We start from the raw sequence: 19,059 nt of genomic DNA on the forward strand, positions 1-19,059 counted from the left end.
ATAAAATTACTTACTTAGATAGCCTCCAACGTTCCAAACCCTCTTGCCACAGATTTTCCAATTCCCACAAACGAAGGCAAAACGGCATTGCTGATAAAATCAGCTTGGAAGGCTATCATGGATTTATCTTTAAACTTGGTTTCTTTTTCATACACATTTTGCAACATTCCCATTACTTGACCATTTACCCAATAGTTCATCGCTTTGAAATAGCTTAGAATATTATTTTGGAGTAACGTATTCAATTGCTTTTGCTGTTCGGAGGCAGAATTATGAAGGTATCTCTGGTGATTTTCTTGATTCAGAGCCATCCAAAGTGTTTGGAAACGATAGGAATGTAACTCGTTCGACAGACCTATTTCAAGCGTTTTTGATTCAATATTTTTTTGATGGATAGGATAATTTTTATCCTCAATTTGAAGAGTTTTTATTTTCAAAAAAAGATTAATCAACAAATCTGCTCCCTCGTTTAGCCCTACCAACGTAGGAATGCGATTAATTACTTTATACTGCACCAAAGGATAACGGTACGCCGACTCGCCCGACTCCAAATGATTATGCAACAAAGGCGAATACTCTTGAAACATATTCCCAAAATAGCCCCGTAATTTATGCGCATCACGAGTAGCTAATTGTATCTCAGGAAAACGAATGATGGTTTGATGGATGGTTTGCATGGTAATGGGTTAGAAAAATCTTGAATGTTCCTTTTCCTCGTTTGTTCTGATAAAACCAGTTGTTAAATTATAGAAGTCTTCCAGTTCATCGTTTGGAATAATGTAAATACCTTCACAAAGTAAATAACGACCTGATTGTTTCAACTCTTCTTTCACTTTTGGCAGATGACTTGGAACAGAAATAATATGTTGATGAAAACCTTTTTTATAACATGAAAACTCCTCTTGAGTGAGTTCCTTATGAATCATTTTGATGAACTTATCCTTATACTCTGTTGCCTTTTCATCAATTTCTATAAAAACAGATATTGGCGGATATTGCTCTTCAATTACTTGAAATGATGAAACAGCCATGTCTTTTTTAGGGTCTTCCGAATCATATTTTAATGCTTTCATAGCTTTATAAATTTCTCGTGATTTAAAGAAAGATGTGTTTCCGTTGCCAGCAACATTTGAGAAATAAGATTCTATTACTTCTAAATAATTATCTTCAAGAATTTGTGGATTATTTTCCAATAAAAGCCTTGCTTGGTGCTGAGTAACCTTATCATAAATCTTTTCACAATCACCAAAATCTATGATGTACAAGGGCGAATATTGTTTAGCCAAATTATTGTTTCGATTGATTCTACCTGCAACTTGAATAATAGAATCCATTGGTCCCAAATCACGGAAACCCATGTCAAAATCTAAATCTACGCCAGCTTCAACGCATTGAGTAGAAACTAAAATTGGTTTTAAATTAGCTTCTAAATCCGCTTTTATTGCGTCTATAATACTTTGTCGTCTGGCTGGAATAATATTAGTTGAAAGGTAATATACAGGGTTTAGCTCTTCGTTACATTCCTGAACAATAAGCTTGAAAACATCTAATGAACGTTTTACTGTATTGCAAACGATAATACATGATTTTTCCTCAGACCATTTTTCTAAGAAAATTGTATCAATAAACTGCTGTTCATCTTCTAATTTTTCATCAATCAACGATACGATTTTAGTTCTTTTAAAACATCGAAATACATTTTCATAATCAGGCAAAAGTTCAATACTTTTAGCGTCTTCGCCTTCATTATTCAATATTTCCTGATTGGCTAATTCATAAATTTTCGGTTTAGTTGCCGTCATTAGTACGATACGTGTATTGAGAAATTTAGACAGATAAAACAAGACTGTACCAATAAGCGGTAATTGTCCCAAACGAATTGTTTGCACTTCGTCCAGAATAATAATTGAGCCTGCAAAATGATTGAATTTCTTTAATAACTTATTTCTATTACCAATTAGTGTTTGAAGAAATTGAACAAAGGTTGTAATCACCACATCGCATTGCCAGGTGTCAAGCATCATCATTTTTTGATTATAATTACTTGATTCATCCTTAGACGTTTGTTCTAAAGCATCGGCATATTGGTAATGAGCTAATAGATTTATGTTTTCACCCAAAACCTCACTGTAAACCTTTAATGACTGCTCAATGATATTGATAAAAGGTAAAGCATAAATGATTTGAGATTCTCTTTGTTCGGTTTCTCTAATCTTTTCTCTTAGTCGAATGGCAAAATCTAAAGCCATAAGCGTTTTGCCTAAACCTGTCGGAGCAGTAAGTGTAAAAAGTTTATGTTCTTGCCAATCAGCTCTTTCCAAAAACTGATTTACTCGCAAACGCCCATAACTACGAAGTTCATTCTGAGAAAATAAACTAATGTCTTGGTTTTCAATTAGTTTTTCAATACTCAAAGGGCGATACTTATCGACCAAATGTTTGGAAATAGATTTTTTAGAGTATAAAGAAGTATCGGAAGCATCCAATTTGTCTGCTTCTATCAAAAGAGAAAATAAGTAGTTGATTAGGAAGTAGTTTTGGATGTTGGTTTTTGTATCTGTAAGCTCTTTGGTTGCTCTATAAGTAATTTTTCCTTCGGGTGACGTAACGTATTGCTCAAGCTTCTCATCTCCAATTTCAGTTTTGATTATATCCCAATATTCATTAAACGTTACTTTTTGTTTATTAAAATAGCCTTCATTGTTTTTAGCCTCTGTTTTTTGCGAAAATTCATTTGTTGCTAAATTATCTAAATTAAGATGGTGATTAACTACAATATAGTACAGGAGTAAAGCAAGAGTAGAGTTTTGGTCTTTATACTTTTGGAAAATGGTATAAGCTCCAAATCGTGCGTGAGCTTTTAAATAATTATCAACACGCTCGTTGGTTAATAGGTATGTTTGAAAATACTTTGAATATTTGCCTAAGTCATGGTAGCGACAAATATCATTTATCAAAAGTGCTAATTGCTGAGTATTAAGTTCAGAGAAAGAAACACTTGACTCAAAAGAAGTCAAGGCGTTTTGAGAAACGCCTTGATTATGTTTTTGAATAGATTTTATGCCTTTGCGAGTGCCATCTGGCAAGGTTTTACTATGAGAATAGAACATATTAATCTAAAAATTGAATGGTTTGCTTGCCTTCAAGTACATAATATTTACCCGAGAATCTTATCTTCAATGGAATCCCTGCCGTTGTGTAAAGCACTCTATTCATTTTAGATAATTCTCTGTTATAATTTGCTACAAAATCTGCTGGTAAAAGTTCTTCTTCTATGAAATTCATCAATTCACTATTTTTTTCAAAAATAATTTCATCAACTATATCAGAATTTACAGCAGAATCAATATCCACTAAATCATCAGAACTAGATGTATTTTCAATGATTTGTGAATTTTCAAAAACTTTTACATTTCCTAAACTGGCATTAAAATTTGCCGTTCCCATTGAAATATTATAAGTAAACTGTTGTGAAATTAAAGCATCTTTTAATGTTTGAAATAAAGCTTTTCCTTCATCAAAGTAGCTTACAAAAATACGATAGGTGACATCATCTTCTTGCAGATTTTGACCTGTCACTACTTCAAAAGGGGTTTGAATAGGATTTCCAGCCATTCCTCTAAAGTCTGAGTCAAAAGATTTTCTGAAATCTCCTAAGCTTTTTACGGATAAGAAGTTAAGTCGATGAAAACTCTTTTTAATTGGCGTTTTGATAGCTATTCCAATTCTGATTTTATCTGACGAAAAATCTTCGTAGTAGCTGTCTCGTGGCTTTCCTAAAATTGCTGCCAATATTCCGATAATGGTTGTTCGAGGTGGTAAACTATATGTCATCGCTGTATTATTGGCATAATACTTCCTAAAATGGGCAAACTTACCACTAATATCAAGTTGAATGATTTCCATAGTTTACCCTAAATTTTATCATCTGTGAGTTGATTTTTAAAGATTACTTCTTTGATAGCTTTGCCTTCTCCCTGATTTTCTCGGATAATTTTTAAGAGTTTGCTCAAATCAACATTTACGTCTTCAACTTTACGAATGATTTCATCAGGTTTTGTAGAAACTAAATTGCGTAAATCTCCAAAATGACCGTTAGAGAATCCTTCATTATAAACTATTTCTACATATAATTTTGCATACTGATTCAATTTAGAACGAGTAGGCATCGCCGAAATACTTTCCCAAATCATTTGACGGAAAAGCGTTCTATCTGCAATTGTTAATCCTGTGGACTTTGCCACGTGCTTATTGATAGTACCATTAAACGCCAACATTGAATAATGTACACGGTAATCTTTTCCAAATGTACTACTATCATCATTCATCGTAGTTACAATGGTATTTGATTCAACTAAATCCACTTTATGTAAAGAGTAGCCCCAATTTAGTTGGATTGGACCAGTATAAGCTTTAGAAAAACCACCAATAGCAAAGGCACTTCCAAACATTCGGATGTCAATAAATTGTTGCTTGACCAACTGTTCTAATATAAAACTGTTGAGTTCAAGATTTTTTTTATCTTGAAGAGCTTTAAAAATTGGGTCAGTAGCTTTTTTTTCACTGATGATTTTTACAAAGGTTTCTTTGTAGGGGCTTTCTCCAAAGAAGCTATCTACTGAAGTTTCGTCTGCTAATATTCTATTGATTACAGCTTTCAGCTTAGAATCAGGACTTACTTTCGTATCTCCCTCCATATCTACAAATATCTCGTTGCCAGAAGCTTTAAGATAGTCTCGGATACTACGCTTTACTCTTGTGTCTGTAACTAAATTCGTATTGGTATCATAGTCCATTCTAGGCTTATTTTCTTGGTCGGGGTCTCCATTAGGATTGCTAAGTGTAGCATCATAGATAAAAAGAAAGTCAGAGTTTTCTTGGATGATTGTATTATTTTCCATTGTCAAAGTGTATATAATTATTTGTTATCTGATGATTTTACTATTCCAAATGAATAACCTGATAAAATGAAGAACACAGCTTCTTCTGGCTTCATATTCCAATTATTAAAGTCAAAGTAGCTGTTAAACTCTGAGTCTGCGAATATTACTTTTGAAACCTCTTTATATTGTTTTGCTTTTTCCATTAAGCTATTTCTCAAACGTAAAATTTGAGCTTTATCCATACCACTGAAATTTACTTTTTCTAATACATTTTTACTTTTATCTTTTTGGATATAAGCAACGGAACTGAGCATTCTGCCTAAATAAAACATCGCTTTTTGGTCTGCTCTATAACTCATTTGCTGGAAAAATGTATTAATTTTTTGTTGGTATTCATTTGTAGAATCTTCTGATAGTTCGGGTACAACGATTTCAATTTCTTCCATGTTCTGTAAAAGGTTTAATTGTTTAAGAGCTTGAATGAGTGCAAAGTATTTGAATACTGAATCTCGAATAGCAAAATCAAAGTGTTTGTCTTCGTATTTTTTTACATTTTTAAATGCTTCATACCGTTTGTATCTATGGCATAGAATAAGGTCGCAAAAATGTTTAAAGAGTTTGTCAGGGTCAATCTTTCTATTCTCAAACATTAATTTGAAAAGAGAAAGTACTTCATTTTTCTTTTCTTTATCTTTCCTAATTGGAATTATTGAATAAATAGATGCCAAGTTAAAACGGTGTTGTTTTCCGTAGTCTGTCATCACAGAAAGCCAATCAACTGAATCACTTAAATTATTTTTAAACAAATCATTTACTTCGTTAAAAGCATCTATGATTTTGTAGAAGTGGAACTTACTTACGTCCTTTATTTCATTGATAGTTTTGAAAAAATTTCCATCTGACTCAAACGCTAAAAAAGTTATCCAAAACGGAGCATCTGTTTCATATTCAGCACTTGTTACTAAATTATCAAAAGAATTACTATCAAATAATAGCTCTGATTTCTGGAAAATACCTTTGGTTATGTATTGAATATCAACTTGTTCTTTATTCAGAAATTGAGGGATAATACAGTGGTCAATACCTGCAATTCTGATTTTTTGGTTTTCTAAAAGGTATTTGGAGGCTCTACTTAATAATAATTGATTGTTATTTGAAACTTGATAGTTTAAGACAAAACTGTTTTTATCGAAAAATGAAGCATAATTTTTCGTTTCCTTTACGAACATTTTATTTAAGCTATATCTATCAGCAAAATTGACTTCGGTAACAGAGGAACTCAATGTACCTGTTGCATAACATAGCTTTTTACTTACTTCAATTGATGTTTGTTTCTTACCTTTTTCAAGAAATTTAGCCTTCATAAATTCCTCAAAACCCTCAATTTTAGAGATAGCAGTAGAAGTGTTTATATTATCATCTGATGATAAAACACTTGTATAAAAAAGAATAATTTTTGAGGATGGAGATTGCAGTATAGAAGAAGTGAGCAACTTTTCATCAATTAATCGTTCTGTTTGCCCTTTAGATTCTTTCTCGATCGTAAATTTTTCAATGAAAATATTACTTAAAGAGAATATTTTAGGTAGAATTTTTCCAAGCAAAGTATCATTAAACTGAGGAAAATCTTTAGTAATTGCTTCTTGAAATTGCCCAGTTGAAGGGACATTTCCTTTTGAATCAATTACACCGAAAAACGTTTTTCTAACTTGCTCTAACTTTCCAGATTCAACACAAGCATAAATAGCCTTATTATTTCCACCTTGAATTTTAATATTCTTGAATGCCAAACACGATTGCTCTTCGTCGTATTCTTTCAAAGATGGGTTGAGATAAACATCAGATTTGTCTAAATCGAAAATCAATTCAGCAACATACAATTTAATATTTTTATCTTTTTCTTTCTGAATATTGGGATAATCAATAATATCATCCCATTCGCCACGGTTGTGGCTGAGTTGTGAGCCTAGTTTGATAAGGGTAGTAAGCATAGCAATAGGTAATATAGATTTTTATTTGTTCGAGTTATTGTCTTTCAAAATTAAATGTATTTCAAACAATAAAAAGCGATAAAAATCATATTTTAGAGTTTCTTATTATACGGTCATTTATATCAAATTATATTGCTTGATAAGGTATTGTCTTACTTCAAAAACATAAATACCATGCACCCCACCCTATCCAATCTCAACCAACAAGATTTTGCTTTTTGTCCTCCTGTATACACTGAAGCGGAGATTTCAAACATTGTAAATACACCACTCATAAAGTCTATGTTCCTAGTATGAGTAAAGCTCTGTGGAACTTCTAAGGGCTCTTTTACCCTTGACGCAAGGCATTTTTTAGCCTTTCTACGAATAGAAAGTCCTATCTCTGTACATACACCCGATGCACTCGCTTATGATTGAAACTATGAACCTTATTGCGCATACGGTTGTAAAATTTACCAAATCCTTCACGAGGATGATCCTTACTCAATTGTGATAATTCATCCATTAATACTTGATCGTCCTTAACAGATTGATAGCTTATACTGCTTCGGCTCGTTTTGAAGATACGGCATGCCTTGCTAATGCCTCTTGGATAGAGTTCTTTCAACTCACCTACAAGCTCTCGCATGACACAAGGCATTAGAGCTTTTTTCTATGAAATATTTTGCCATACCCAACTCTAAGGCTAGTTCGGTGTACATGCGCTTGAGTTTGACGTTCTCTTCTTCAAGTTTTTTGACCTTCTTAAGTTCGCTAGCTTCCATGTCGCCATAACGCTTACGCAATTTATAAAATGTTACCTTGCTGACTCCATATTCGCGAACAATGGAGTCTAAAGACTTGCCAGATTCGAATCCCTTAAGAATCTTAGCAATTTCGGTCGGACTAAATTTGCTGATTTTCATAATACATACCTAAAGTTTAAAAAACACCTTTTAAACTTTTAATCTGTACTAATTGGGAGAACCTTACATATGAACAAGACTTCTCAACTATAATATTATATTAGAGTGATGTAAAGAATGTCCATTCCCCAAAACATCACTCATAAAAACCTTCCACTTCCCTATTCAGTAGTTGTGCTTGCACACTGGTTCTAGGTAGTTTTTGACTGCCAGAAACCCCATCTTGCTCCAAAAAAGGTTATGCTAAAAGTTAGTTTAAATGACAGTGATAAATGCAACTGTAAGTTATGACACTAGATTGATGTTAGATTGAATATAGTTTGCATAAAAATTAACTAAACATTGCCTATACATTCCACAAGGTTTAACGGTAGATTGAATACAGTTTTCATAAAGATTTACTAAACCTTACCTACACTTTACATAGAGCTTAATAACAATGAATTCGAGATAAGTGAGCCTCTAAACAATTCCTTGATACTTGGTGACAAATATTCGTTTAACTGCTAGCAGCTATTGAGATTTTTGCATCACTAGCCTACCAATATTTGAAGCAGATTGTCATGAAGCGCTAACAATCTTGGCACATTCCTAAGAGTTTTCTATCCACATGTACCCTCCCCCCTATTCAACATTTGAATAAATTAGTGTAAACGCTGTTAACCAAGCGTTTACACGCGTTAACAGTCGCGTTAACGCGATAAAACTGAACGTTAACGCCGTTAACGTTCAGCATTTTTAGACTCTAGAGTGTACGAACAACCATGCAATCGTGTCGTAAAATTTGAATGAGTACCTACAATTATATCATCAAACTGCGACAATTGATGTTTAGGAAGAGTGTGTTTCTTGCGAGATGAATACCCTACTATTAAAGTTTTTAAATTTGAGATGAGAGATAATATACTCTTCTATTTTCTTACTACAGGTTCTGACTTTTAAGGAAACTTTGTTTATCAAAGTGCTAACATAACTATTAACGCCTGTAAACGACAGGTTAACAGTATTTACACTATTTTCAACTATTTGAGTAAGTGGGTATGATTCCAGTGGAGCAAGAAACTATTGAAGATATTGGGTAGTATTATTCACTCGTCTATCGTACAAATACACAAGAAAATGAGAGCTTTCTAGCGTCCATGTAAGATTCAACAACTATTTTCATAAATTGTATTCGGACTTTCAAGATTTGTTTTTCCACTAGGAGCTGGTATTGTAAATCCATTTGTTACTTTTTTAGTAAAGCAAGGTCTTCACTTTAGCAGGAACGAAATAGAATTTGTAGAATAATAATTACCAAAGCAAAGACACAGAGTAATATCAAGAAAACAGTTTGCATTTGGAATTTAAAGATTAAGGGTTGAACAACTATTTCTACTTTTTAATCAACCATAGATTTACACCGTATTAATTCCTTCTAAATTACAAACTTCAATCTTAACTAGTATTCAGTTAACGGAATGTTATAAAATAGGAGATGAGAGTACTAAATACAACTTATCGGCTGAACCAAATCAATGCACCATACCTATTGACACACACTCTTTCAAAATTTCTATTATTCGTTTAAATACTGTTAACCAGCCGTTTACACTCGTTAACGTTAGTGTTAATAAAGATGATTCAAGCGTAAGGCTCAAAGGTACTGTTCTACTAGTTACAGAATAACAAAGGATGCGAGTATAAAACTAAAACAGATTTTATACCCGCATCCTTTCCAACAGCAATACTTGATTGGTTTTCCTCTTCTGAATTATATTTTGCTGATGGTTTGTTTGATGTTTTGAATATCTGCAATAAGAGCATCACATTCTTCAGCGGTCGTCAAGTATGATTTCAGTACACTAAGTACTTTGTCCTTTGATTGCTTCTCTTTCTTCTCAGGTTTTATGCTATTCGAGCTTACAAGTTGCTGTACCTTTTCTTGGGCAAGATTAGCATCTTTAGTTTTTCCAACTTCGATGATATCTGTTTTATTTAAACTAGATTTTCCTTGTAAAACCTCATTTTTTATTTCAGTTGGCAACATTTCCAAACCTCTAGCAAAGTCAGCATCTCTTCGGATTGTTTTCTCTCCAACATTAAATTCCTTCGCTAATTGCTCAGACAATTTCTCCTTTTTCCCGTGGTGGTCACTTTGACCACTGCGGCCTTCGGGATTCACTTTACCGCCGTGGTAATTCGCTTCAGTTTCTTGTGATTTAAACTTACCTGTTTTATCTCTATTCAATTCCTGATTCTCACGTTCTTGTTTGAGCGCCAGATATTTCATACCTCGCAAATAGGCCATTTGCTCTACCGATAAGTTACGACGACCGAGTTGGTGGTCAATCATAAAATCCTGAGCCTGCTCAAACGTAGGAATCTCGATTAGATTTACTCGAAAATCTAATCCAAATTTCTGGCAAATCTCATGGCGGTTATGCCCATCGATGAGCACGTAACAAACATCATCAGGGTTCGAAGCCTCAGGGTTAATAGCAGATCGCTTTGTCTCCCATACGATTAGGGGATCTTTGCAACCAAATGCTAAGATATTTTGCTCTAATTGTGCTCTTTCATCAGGGGCTAAAGGCGGAATAAACTTTTTAAGTTTTTCGAGCACCACCAATTCCTTTTTGATTCTTTCATCTTGAGAGTACATAGACTTTGGTAAATCAGCCTTCATCATAGCACTCATAAAGTTATTTTTTGCCATTAAAATCTACTGTTAAATTGCCATAAACTCCTTTGCTAAATCCATATATTGATTTGCTACAACTGATTTAGGTGCATAAGAAAACAGATCTTTCTGTGCTACCTGAGATTGTTGTATGATAGTGGCCCTTTCGATTGACACGTTAAAAACAGGAATATGTTTATACTGGTCTTTCACAAAAGTCATCATTTGCTTGTGTACCAACGTGTTAGAAACCATAGTAAAGAGAATTCCTTTTACAACTAGAGTATTATTTACATGTTGTCTAATTTCATAGATTCTATTGAATAGATTTTCAACCCCATAAAAAGCGTATGCTTCGGGCTGAAGAGGTACTATACACATATCCGAAGCCACCAGTGCATTGGTGGTAAAGATGTTGAGAGCAGGAGGACAGTCAATCAAAATATAATCAAACTGCTCATTTATTTGGTTAAGCTTGTTACGCAATCTTTTTTCATTTCCGATTGAGTTGACCAAATCAGTCTCACAATAAGCCATTTTAATATTAGAAGGGGACAAATAGAAATTCTCTTCTATCTCAATAATAGGCATATCAATATTGTCCAATATCGCATCAATGACTTGTACCTCTGGTGCGTATTCGCCAAAACATTGTGAGGTATTACCTTGAGAATCAAAATCAACAAGAAGCACTTTAAATCCAGAAATTGCGAGAGCCTTCCCGAGATTAATTGTTGTCGTTGTTTTTCCAACACCGCCTTTATGATTAACGATAGATATCACTTTTGCTTTTGAAAAAAGCTCGTCTGCATATCCATATTCTCTAAGAATAGGCTCTAAAAGGCTACAGTGTTTTTCATTTAAAGTCAATGCTCCTTGCAAAGCTTTATATAGCGTCTTCTTTGGTAATGAAGCATCTTTCTCTAGTTGAGATAAATTCAAGGCTGGCTTTTGCCTTATAAATTTGAGGATTTTGTCAGGAGATATCATAGGAAAAACTTTTAAACAAAATAAGATAAAAAAGTATCCTTAATCAAACATAAATGGATATTTTTTTATCTTATTGGTTAGATTTTGAGCTATCTATTCAATAATTTTCGATAAGCTCAAGCCGTTTCAAGTCCTTATGATTAGTTCCGTAAATGTATTGTGATTGATATCTTCCAAAAAAGTCGCATAATGCTAGTTGATTTGGTTGTAAGGCGACTTTTTTGGAAGATATTCAGAAAGCTAAATATTCGACCTAAAAAACATATAAATACCTGATTATAAGATATTTAAATAATGATAAATATGTATAATTAAAGGCTAAGGCGACTTTTTTGGAAAATGGCTATTTAATCATTTTCCAAAAAATGACCTATATCTGATTGATGTTCAATCAATAAATGCTTGTAAAAATGTTATGCGACTTTTTTTGTAAAGGTCTATTAACGTATGAAATTGCTAAAATAAGTGAATCATTAAGGTTATTTGTGCTGATTTTTACTTAAAAAATGCCGTAAGGCGACTTTTTTGGAAGCCCCGCAATGTAAAAATTTATTCATAAAGTATTTAAAAACAAAAGAGTCTATGATTATGCGACTTTTTTGGAAATGAGTCCTAATACTAAATTTGTAGATATGTATAACAGAATTGTTGTGCGATTTGGATAAAAAATAGATAAAAACTATTATTTTTAGTAATCTTTTCTTGATTTATATATTTATCATATTTATTTGATTGATTTAGGGACTCATAACTTGCTTAAAATCAGTCATTTACAAACCGTAAGGCGACTTTTTTGGAGAATAAGGCGACTTTTTTGGAAATTCACAACCTCGTAAGGCGACTTTTTTGGAAGCTAAGGCGACTTTTTTGGAAAATTTGAGCTGATGAAAAAAATAGAAATAAACATAGAATCTATCGAGGAAAAATATCTCGAACATCCTTACACCCCAAACCGAAAAGACAATTACCTTCCTAATCAAATGGTAATCAGCAATACTCAATTTACAAGAGTAGAGCAAAGACTGTTTGAATATTTCATCAATCAAATTAATTACAATACCATCAATATCAACCATGGTGTTTCTGTTAAGATACCGATTACCACGGTGAGAGAAACCATTAAGCCTGAACAAATCTTGGCTGTAACTAAATCGATGGCTCAAAAAGTGATGACGTTTTTCGATTTATCAAACGCCAATCATATTGAGTATGAGCATATTCCTTTGTTTTCGAGCATTAGCTACAACAAAAATAATTCAGGAATGCTAGAATTTAGATCAAATGCTCAGTTATCTCCCTATCTCGCGAGCCTTGGTAGCCAATATACTCGTTACGATTTTCAAACAATTCTAGAATTTAAGTCTATTTATTCTACCCTAATGTACAAACTTATCAAATTACATTTGGGACAGAACAGAACAACTTTCATGTATAGCATTCAGGAACTTCGTAAATTACTACAAGTTGATGTAAGCAAATATAATAACCTGAACGACTTTAAACGAAAAGTGCTCGAGCCAGCAAAAAAGGAATTAAAAGAAACGAGCGGAGTACCTATTGAATTTGAATATGAAAACTTTGGGAACAAACAGCGTAACGTTACACATATTCAGTTTAAGGTCATTACAGCGCTTGAATTAAGCAAAATTGATAAGCAAGATTTTCTGGCTGCCGTTCAGGTTAATCCTAAAGGGGTATATGAAAAGGTTGAAGAAATCATTGATACCAAATACAATTTCAAACTAAATCACCGAGAGAAAATACTGAGTAGTAGTGTGCTCATTGATAAATTCATTTCACTGCATATAGAGTTTGAAAATGGATTGCATGCAAATGTCAAGAATCAGTCGGCTTATATTTTAGCCTGTTTGGATTTAGTCAAAAAAAAAGAGCCTCGAAAAAAATAGAATAACAAGAATGACACTAACTTCTCTAAGCTAGTGTCATTTTTGTTTATTGGCTATTAGTCAATTCCTTCATGAGATTACTCAGTGGTGTTGCCATAACCCCATCAGCAAAAGGGAACTGTTCCTTGCCAGGATATACGACGTATCGTTTTGTTGCTTTAATATCCTCACAACCTAAATAAAATCCTTTAGAAATCTTTGGAGCACTCGATCGTTTCACTTCAATAGCATATCGTTCTTGATTACTCAGCTCAACAACTAAATCTATTTCTGCACCTGCTGAAGTTCTGTAAAACCAAGTTGTTGTTCCTTGAGGTAAACAAGAAATGATATTTTCAATTACAAAACCTTCCCAACTTGGCCCAACCACTGGATGACTCAATAGGTCTTCTAAAGAATTTAGATTAAGGAGCGCATGCGTTAGTCCACTGTCCCGAATATACACTTTAGGGGTTTTCACCAATCGCTTACCCACATTCCCAGACCAAGGATAAATGGTTCTTACAAGAAATAAATCCTCTAAAAGCTCGATGTAGCGTTTTACGGTGGGAATTGTAATTCCCAAACTTGCACCTAATTGGGCCGTATTTAATTGACTTCCTTGTGTATGAGCAAGCATAGTCCATAATCTTCTCAAGGATATGGCAGGTATTCGACTTCCAAATTGTGGTACATCTCGTTCTAGATAAGTAAGAATAAAATTTTGTCTCCATCTAAAGCTACCTGCATCGCTTTTAGCCAAAAAACTATCAGGAAATCCACCTCTAAGCCAAAGTGCCTCTATATCCGAATAGTTTGAGTCTTCTATTTCGAGCACATTCAAACCTGAAAGTTGCTGATAGGCGATTCTACCAGCTAAAGATTCAGAAGATTGTTTTAGTAACTCCAAAGAAGCAGACCCTAGAATTAAAAACTGACAAGTTCTAAATCCAGCTCTACGTCTACGGTCGATTACCCCACGTAACACAGCAAATAATTCAGGCGTTCGTTGTATTTCATCAAGGATGATTAGTTTTCCTTGATGTAATTCAAAATACGCTTCTGGATCAGAAAGTTTGGCCAAATCTGCCGTACTTTCTAAATCCATATAAATTGCTTCAGGCATAAGCGTACTTGCGATTTCTTCTGCTAGGGTTGTTTTACCCACTTGACGAGGACCAAGAATACTCACAGCAGGAAACTCCTTTAACAATTCTATAATATTCAATTGATTCCGTCTCTTTATCATCCTTGTAATTACAAAATTGTATTTTAGATTTACAAGGATAAAATTAACAATAAATTTGATAATAAATACACATATTGCGTTAAAACATGTTTCTGAGCACAGCAGGGCGAAGAATTGTGCAGAGTTCCTGTTAGCAGCAAATTATCACAAAATTCAAGCACTTATATTTAGAAGAGGTAGGAAGTTATAACTGAAGTCATCTTGATTTATGTGGAGTTATGAAAAAATAAAAAAGGTTGCTGATACTTGTTTTGCGAACTATACCAAGCAACCTTTTTATATACTACGTACTGATCAAAGATATAATAGAATTAGAAATAATTGGTTACTTACCTGAAAGAAAACGATGTTTTAAGCCACAAGCTCCTTTTAATGAGATTGTTAATTGTATTATTATTTATAAATTAAAGACTGGCAACCGCATTGGGGTATTCGATGGCATTTATTCCCTGTCGAAAGCTTATTTGGCACTCGTGATCTTCACTACAAAACTGTTTTCGGAGATTATCACCGTTGGTATAAGAAAGGTTTTTGGAAAAAGTGTTGGATAGAGCTTTAAAAAAATACAAGTCTTCTTTCGGCCTTTCATTAGTAAATTTAGATGGAAGTCATTTGTCATGTATTCGAGGTGGTAAAGAATTTGCTTATCAAGGCACAAAGAAGAGAAAAACCACCAATATACTTTACTTGACTGATAAACAATGACTTGTGTTATCTATGCCAACGCCAGTTGTAGGTAATTATAACTATTTATTTAATATTGAGTAGACGTTTGAAGAATTTACTAGCATATTAGAGAACGGTTCGCTGCTGCTTTCGGATGCTCCATTGCCAAAATGTGTATTGTTGCTACATCTCGTACATCAACAACTCCCATTGTAAAATTAGGACTTTCGGTTGTTGTTCCATTCAATATGCCCGTAACAGCAATATCTAGTGTAGCAGAACTAATATCGCCAATTACAGGGCCAAAAATACCTACTGGATTAATAACGGTTAGTTCTAAGCCTTTTCCTTCGTTTTCTATAAAATCCCAAGCTGCTTTTTCTGATAGAGTTTTAGATTTGATATAGGCAGGAAGCTGAACGTTGGCATCTGTCCAATCATCTTCCGTAAAAATATGGTCTTTAGGATTGATACTATAACCAACAGCAGCGAAAGACGACGTAAGCACCACGCGTTTTACCCCAGCATTTTTGGCAGCCCTCAGCACCCGTAAAGCTCCGTCTCGGGCTGGTATAATAAGTTCATTCTCATCGATAGGATTTTGGGCTGGAAAAGGCGACGCTACATGCAATACGTAGGTTACATCTTTCATTGCTTCTGTCCATCCTGTATCGTTTGTGAGGTCTGCTTCATAAAAAGACAAACGGCTAAAATCATCGATTCCGCCGTCTTTCAAGGCTGCAATAATACTTTCTTTTTTGGTTAATGAGCGAATGGTGGTATTGACAGAAAAGCCTTTCTGCAATAATTGTAAAATGCAGTGGATATCCACAAAACCAGTGCCTCCAGTTACTAATACTGTTTGATTGTTCATGCTGATTGTTTTAAATTAACAATGCAAAGTTTGCCATTAAAACAGCATGACATTTTGTTGTGAAGGTCAAATTTTCTTTGTTGTAAGGGTCAGAGAGTAAGATTATTTTTTACAGGTTAATACTCTTGAGCATTCAGAGGAGAAAAACTAACTCTTGGCACACATTTAAACTACTTTAATCGCTGTCTTTGTGGAAGTACCATTCTGACAACATAAAATCAATTTAAAGATATGTGTTCAGTCCTTTATCTTTAAATTCCAAATGCAAACTGTTTTATTGATATTACTTTGTGTCTTTGCTTTGGTAATTATTATTTTACAAATTCTATTTCATCCCAGCTAAGATGAACACCTTGCTGTAACAACTAGATTTACAATACCAGCTCCTAGTGGAAAATAAAGCTTGAAAGTCCGAATACAATTTATGAAAATAGTTGTTGAATCTTACATGGACGCTATATAGCTCTTATTTTCTTTTGTATCTGTGCAATAGACGAGTGAATAATCCTACCTTCAAGAGTTTCTGGCTCCACTGGAATCATACCCCTTACTCAAATAGTTGAAAATAGTGTAAATGCAGCTAACCTGTCGTTTACAGGCGTTAATAGTTATGTTACGCTTTTAACAACCAAAGTTTCCTCAAAAGTCAGAACCTGTAGTAAGAAAATGGAAGAGTATCTTATCCCTTATCCCAAATTTAAAAACTTTAATAGTAGGGTATTCATCTTGCATGAAACTCACTCCTCCTAAACATCTATTGTCACAGTTCGATGATATAATTGTAGGTATTCTCTCAAATTTTACGACACAATTGCATGGTTGTTCGTACCCTCTGAATCTAAAGAATGCTTAACGTTAACGGCGTTAACGCCACTGTTAACGCGTGTAAACGCTTGGTTAACAGCGTTAACAATAATTTATTCAAATATTGAATAGGGGGTGGGGGTATGCGGATAGAAAACTCTTAGGAATGTACCAAGAGTGTTAGCGTTTCATGACAATCTGCTTAAAATATTGGTAGGCTAGTGATGCAATAATCTCAATAGCTGATAACAATTAAACTAATATTTATCACCAAGTATAAAGGAAACGTGTATGTGCTCCCTTTATCTTGAATCGAGAAATTTCATAACATGCTTCAATTCTAAACTTAATAAGCCTAGTCCTGTAAAATACTTCTTAGTTATCAAATCTTCTCGATTATCTACTGATAGGATAGGTCACTATGACCGTTTACTCAATTTCTGGGTGCTCTCGATACTTATTCACAAAAATTCAGTCTCTAAAATGTATAAGTGACAAAAAGAAATATTTATTTTTGTTTATTGAGTTTTATACTTTATTTATTATGTTTAGCTTGCTATTATGAAGAATAATCTATACTTATTTATAATAATTGGATTTTTGTACTCTTGTAAATCAGCAGAAAATAATGTTTGGGAAATACCAACCATCAATTCTATTTCTCTAGCTGGTATGAGTATCCTCCAAACAGAAATATCAGATATCGATAGAAGAGTTACTATTTGGGTTCCTTATCAAACGAACGTAATATCTATAGTACCAACAATTGTAACCAAAAATGCCATTTCGATTATTCCTTCAAGTAATGTGGCACAAAATTTTTCGTCTCCGGTATATTACACCTTAGTCTCAGAATCTGGTCAGAAAGTTATTTATGAAATTCAAGTGAAGGCTCAAGAGCAACCCATGCCATTGATTAATAGGGTGATTGGTGATACATTAGAGGCTGGAATGAGTTTTCAAATACTAGGTCGTAATTTTGGACTTAATCCTACCGAAGTTCAAGCTTCAGTTAGCAGTGCAGGTAATACTACTCATTTAAAAACTGAACTATTGGATTCTTTGCATATACAAGTTTTTTCTCAAGACGATTTGTTGCCCGGCAGTTATACATTAGCGCTTAAGGTAAAGAACAAAATTACAGAATACAATAAACCAGTAATAGTACAATATCCTACACCTCATATCGATTCAATTGATTATTGGAATGTGATTCAGGAAGAAAGTATTAGAATATACGGAAAATACTTTTCTAAAAATTATACCTATAAAGTAATCTTAGTTGGAAAAGATGGAAAAGAATATTCTCTTCCTGCAAATTCTGATGGTCAGACTATTGAGTGTTGGATTCCGAATTCTGTAAAGGAGGGAGAATATAGAGTGAAAATTACCAATATGACACTGATAAAAGAGAGTAATTTAACTAAATATTCTCTTGTCGTATATCGCAACGATATGCCCTATTTAGTTGATACAGAAAAGTATTCAGAAACCAAGGTCAAACAAGGTAATACTTTGGTATTTACAGCCTTGAACTTCGAAAAAGTTCAGTCAAGATTTTATCAAATTCAACTTCAAAATGAAACGGAAACTATCGTACAAAATGCTCTTTACAATGCTGTAAATAAGCGTTTGAGTTTTGAAATACCAAAAACAAAGGGAATATATCATATAAACCTAATACTAAGTAATGAGAGTGCGATTCTCTACAGTATTAATACACGATTTGTGTTAACAATCGAATAATTTCCTAATAATATCTTGCTATTATATCAATGAAAAAATTACTACTCCTATTAATGTTTGGTTTAACATTAGTAAAGACTGGTTTGTCTCAAGTAAACAAACCAGTCTTGGATTTAAAGAAATTTACGGACCGAAGTATCGTAGTGAGACAAATGTTGTCCACTGACAGAAATTGCTACGAATTTTATAAAAATGGGATAAAGCTCATAGAGGGACAAGATTACTTTATGGGCGCTGGGTATGCTAACTCGTTTTTTTACGTTGGGGGTGGTACTCGGGGTGGTTTTTACAGCGCTGCTATAGAGTTTGGCTTCTTAAAGCCTAATGACGTATTAGTGGTCAAGGACGTATGTCTCAACGAAACATCAGATCCAATGATTGTATCTGACGACTATGTTTATAT

Annotated in this window: 14 protein-coding genes; 3 read left to right on the forward strand and 11 right to left on the reverse strand. The window is 33.7% G+C overall.

The genetic code is table 11. From position 1 onward, the window contains the following. Positions 1-14: 14 nt before the first annotated feature. The 9 genes from GVN22_RS23045 to GVN22_RS23085 form a co-directional block, all read right to left on the reverse strand. Positions 15-677 carry a CRISPR-associated endonuclease Cas6 gene (locus GVN22_RS23045; RefSeq protein ID WP_166553369.1) on the reverse strand — a complete coding sequence of 221 codons (663 nt, stop codon included), beginning with the start codon at positions 675-677 and terminating at the stop codon, positions 15-17. A gap of 9 nt (positions 678-686) precedes the next feature. Continuing rightward, on the reverse strand, positions 687-3,110 hold the full coding sequence (gene cas3, locus GVN22_RS23050; RefSeq protein WP_166553370.1) for a CRISPR-associated helicase Cas3': 2,424 nt from the start codon (positions 3,108-3,110) through the stop codon (positions 687-689). A gap of 1 nt (position 3,111) precedes the next feature. Further along, on the reverse strand, positions 3,112-3,906 hold the full coding sequence (gene cas5b, locus GVN22_RS23055) for a type I-B CRISPR-associated protein Cas5b (protein WP_166553371.1): 795 nt from the start codon (positions 3,904-3,906) through the stop codon (positions 3,112-3,114). Between the two features lie 8 nt (positions 3,907-3,914). Beyond that, a complete protein-coding gene (gene cas7b / locus GVN22_RS23060) occupies positions 3,915-4,901 on the reverse strand; it encodes a type I-B CRISPR-associated protein Cas7/Csh2 (protein ID WP_166553372.1) in 987 nt (328 codons plus the stop codon). A gap of 17 nt (positions 4,902-4,918) precedes the next feature. Continuing rightward, a complete protein-coding gene (locus GVN22_RS23065; RefSeq protein WP_166553373.1) occupies positions 4,919-6,874 on the reverse strand; it encodes a TM1802 family CRISPR-associated protein in 1,956 nt (651 codons plus the stop codon). A gap of 376 nt (positions 6,875-7,250) precedes the next feature. Continuing rightward, a complete protein-coding gene (locus GVN22_RS23070) occupies positions 7,251-7,502 on the reverse strand; it encodes a hypothetical protein (protein WP_166553374.1) in 252 nt (83 codons plus the stop codon). After that, positions 7,483-7,779 (reverse strand): transposase, encoded by a 297-nt coding sequence (locus GVN22_RS23075; protein ID WP_166553375.1) that lies wholly within the window; start codon positions 7,777-7,779, stop codon positions 7,483-7,485. The genes GVN22_RS23070 and GVN22_RS23075 overlap by 20 nt, the downstream gene beginning before the upstream one ends. A 1,753-nt stretch (positions 7,780-9,532) precedes the next feature. Continuing rightward, positions 9,533-10,477, reverse strand: coding sequence for a hypothetical protein (locus tag GVN22_RS23080; protein ID WP_166553376.1), 945 nt, complete (start codon positions 10,475-10,477; stop codon positions 9,533-9,535). A 12-nt stretch (positions 10,478-10,489) separates the two neighbouring features. Next, entirely contained in the window at positions 10,490-11,383 is an 894-nt protein-coding gene (locus GVN22_RS23085; protein WP_205691013.1) for a ParA family protein, read from the reverse strand. A 932-nt stretch (positions 11,384-12,315) separates the two neighbouring features. Between GVN22_RS23085 and GVN22_RS23090 the strand changes: the two genes are divergently transcribed. Then, positions 12,316-13,338: a replication initiation protein gene (locus GVN22_RS23090; protein WP_166553378.1), complete on the forward strand. Its 1,023-nt coding sequence runs from the start codon at positions 12,316-12,318 to the stop codon at positions 13,336-13,338. A 46-nt stretch (positions 13,339-13,384) separates the two neighbouring features. Here GVN22_RS23090 and GVN22_RS23095 read toward each other — a convergent pair whose 3' ends face one another. Both GVN22_RS23095 and GVN22_RS23100 read right to left on the reverse strand, forming a co-directional pair. Next, positions 13,385-14,566, reverse strand: coding sequence for an ATP-binding protein (locus tag GVN22_RS23095; RefSeq protein ID WP_166553379.1), 1,182 nt, complete (start codon positions 14,564-14,566; stop codon positions 13,385-13,387). A gap of 784 nt (positions 14,567-15,350) precedes the next feature. Beyond that, positions 15,351-16,106 carry an aldehyde reductase gene (locus GVN22_RS23100; protein ID WP_166553380.1) on the reverse strand — a complete coding sequence of 252 codons (756 nt, stop codon included), beginning with the start codon at positions 16,104-16,106 and terminating at the stop codon, positions 15,351-15,353. A gap of 1,365 nt (positions 16,107-17,471) precedes the next feature. On the opposite strand from GVN22_RS23100, the gene GVN22_RS23105 reads away from it, so the two are divergent. Together GVN22_RS23105 and GVN22_RS23110 are read left to right on the forward strand one after the other, a co-directional pair. Then, positions 17,472-18,656, forward strand: a complete 1,185-nt coding sequence (locus GVN22_RS23105) for a hypothetical protein (RefSeq protein WP_166553381.1) — start codon at positions 17,472-17,474, stop codon at positions 18,654-18,656. Between the two features lie 29 nt (positions 18,657-18,685). Continuing rightward, a partial coding sequence (locus tag GVN22_RS23110) for a hypothetical protein (protein WP_166553382.1) occupies positions 18,686-19,059 on the forward strand: 374 nt, incomplete at its 3' end.

The sequence above is a fragment of the Cellulophaga sp. BC115SP genome, from assembly GCF_009905545.1.
In the GTDB taxonomy this organism is placed as follows: Bacteria; Bacteroidota; Bacteroidia; order Cytophagales; family Spirosomataceae; genus Flectobacillus; species Flectobacillus rivi.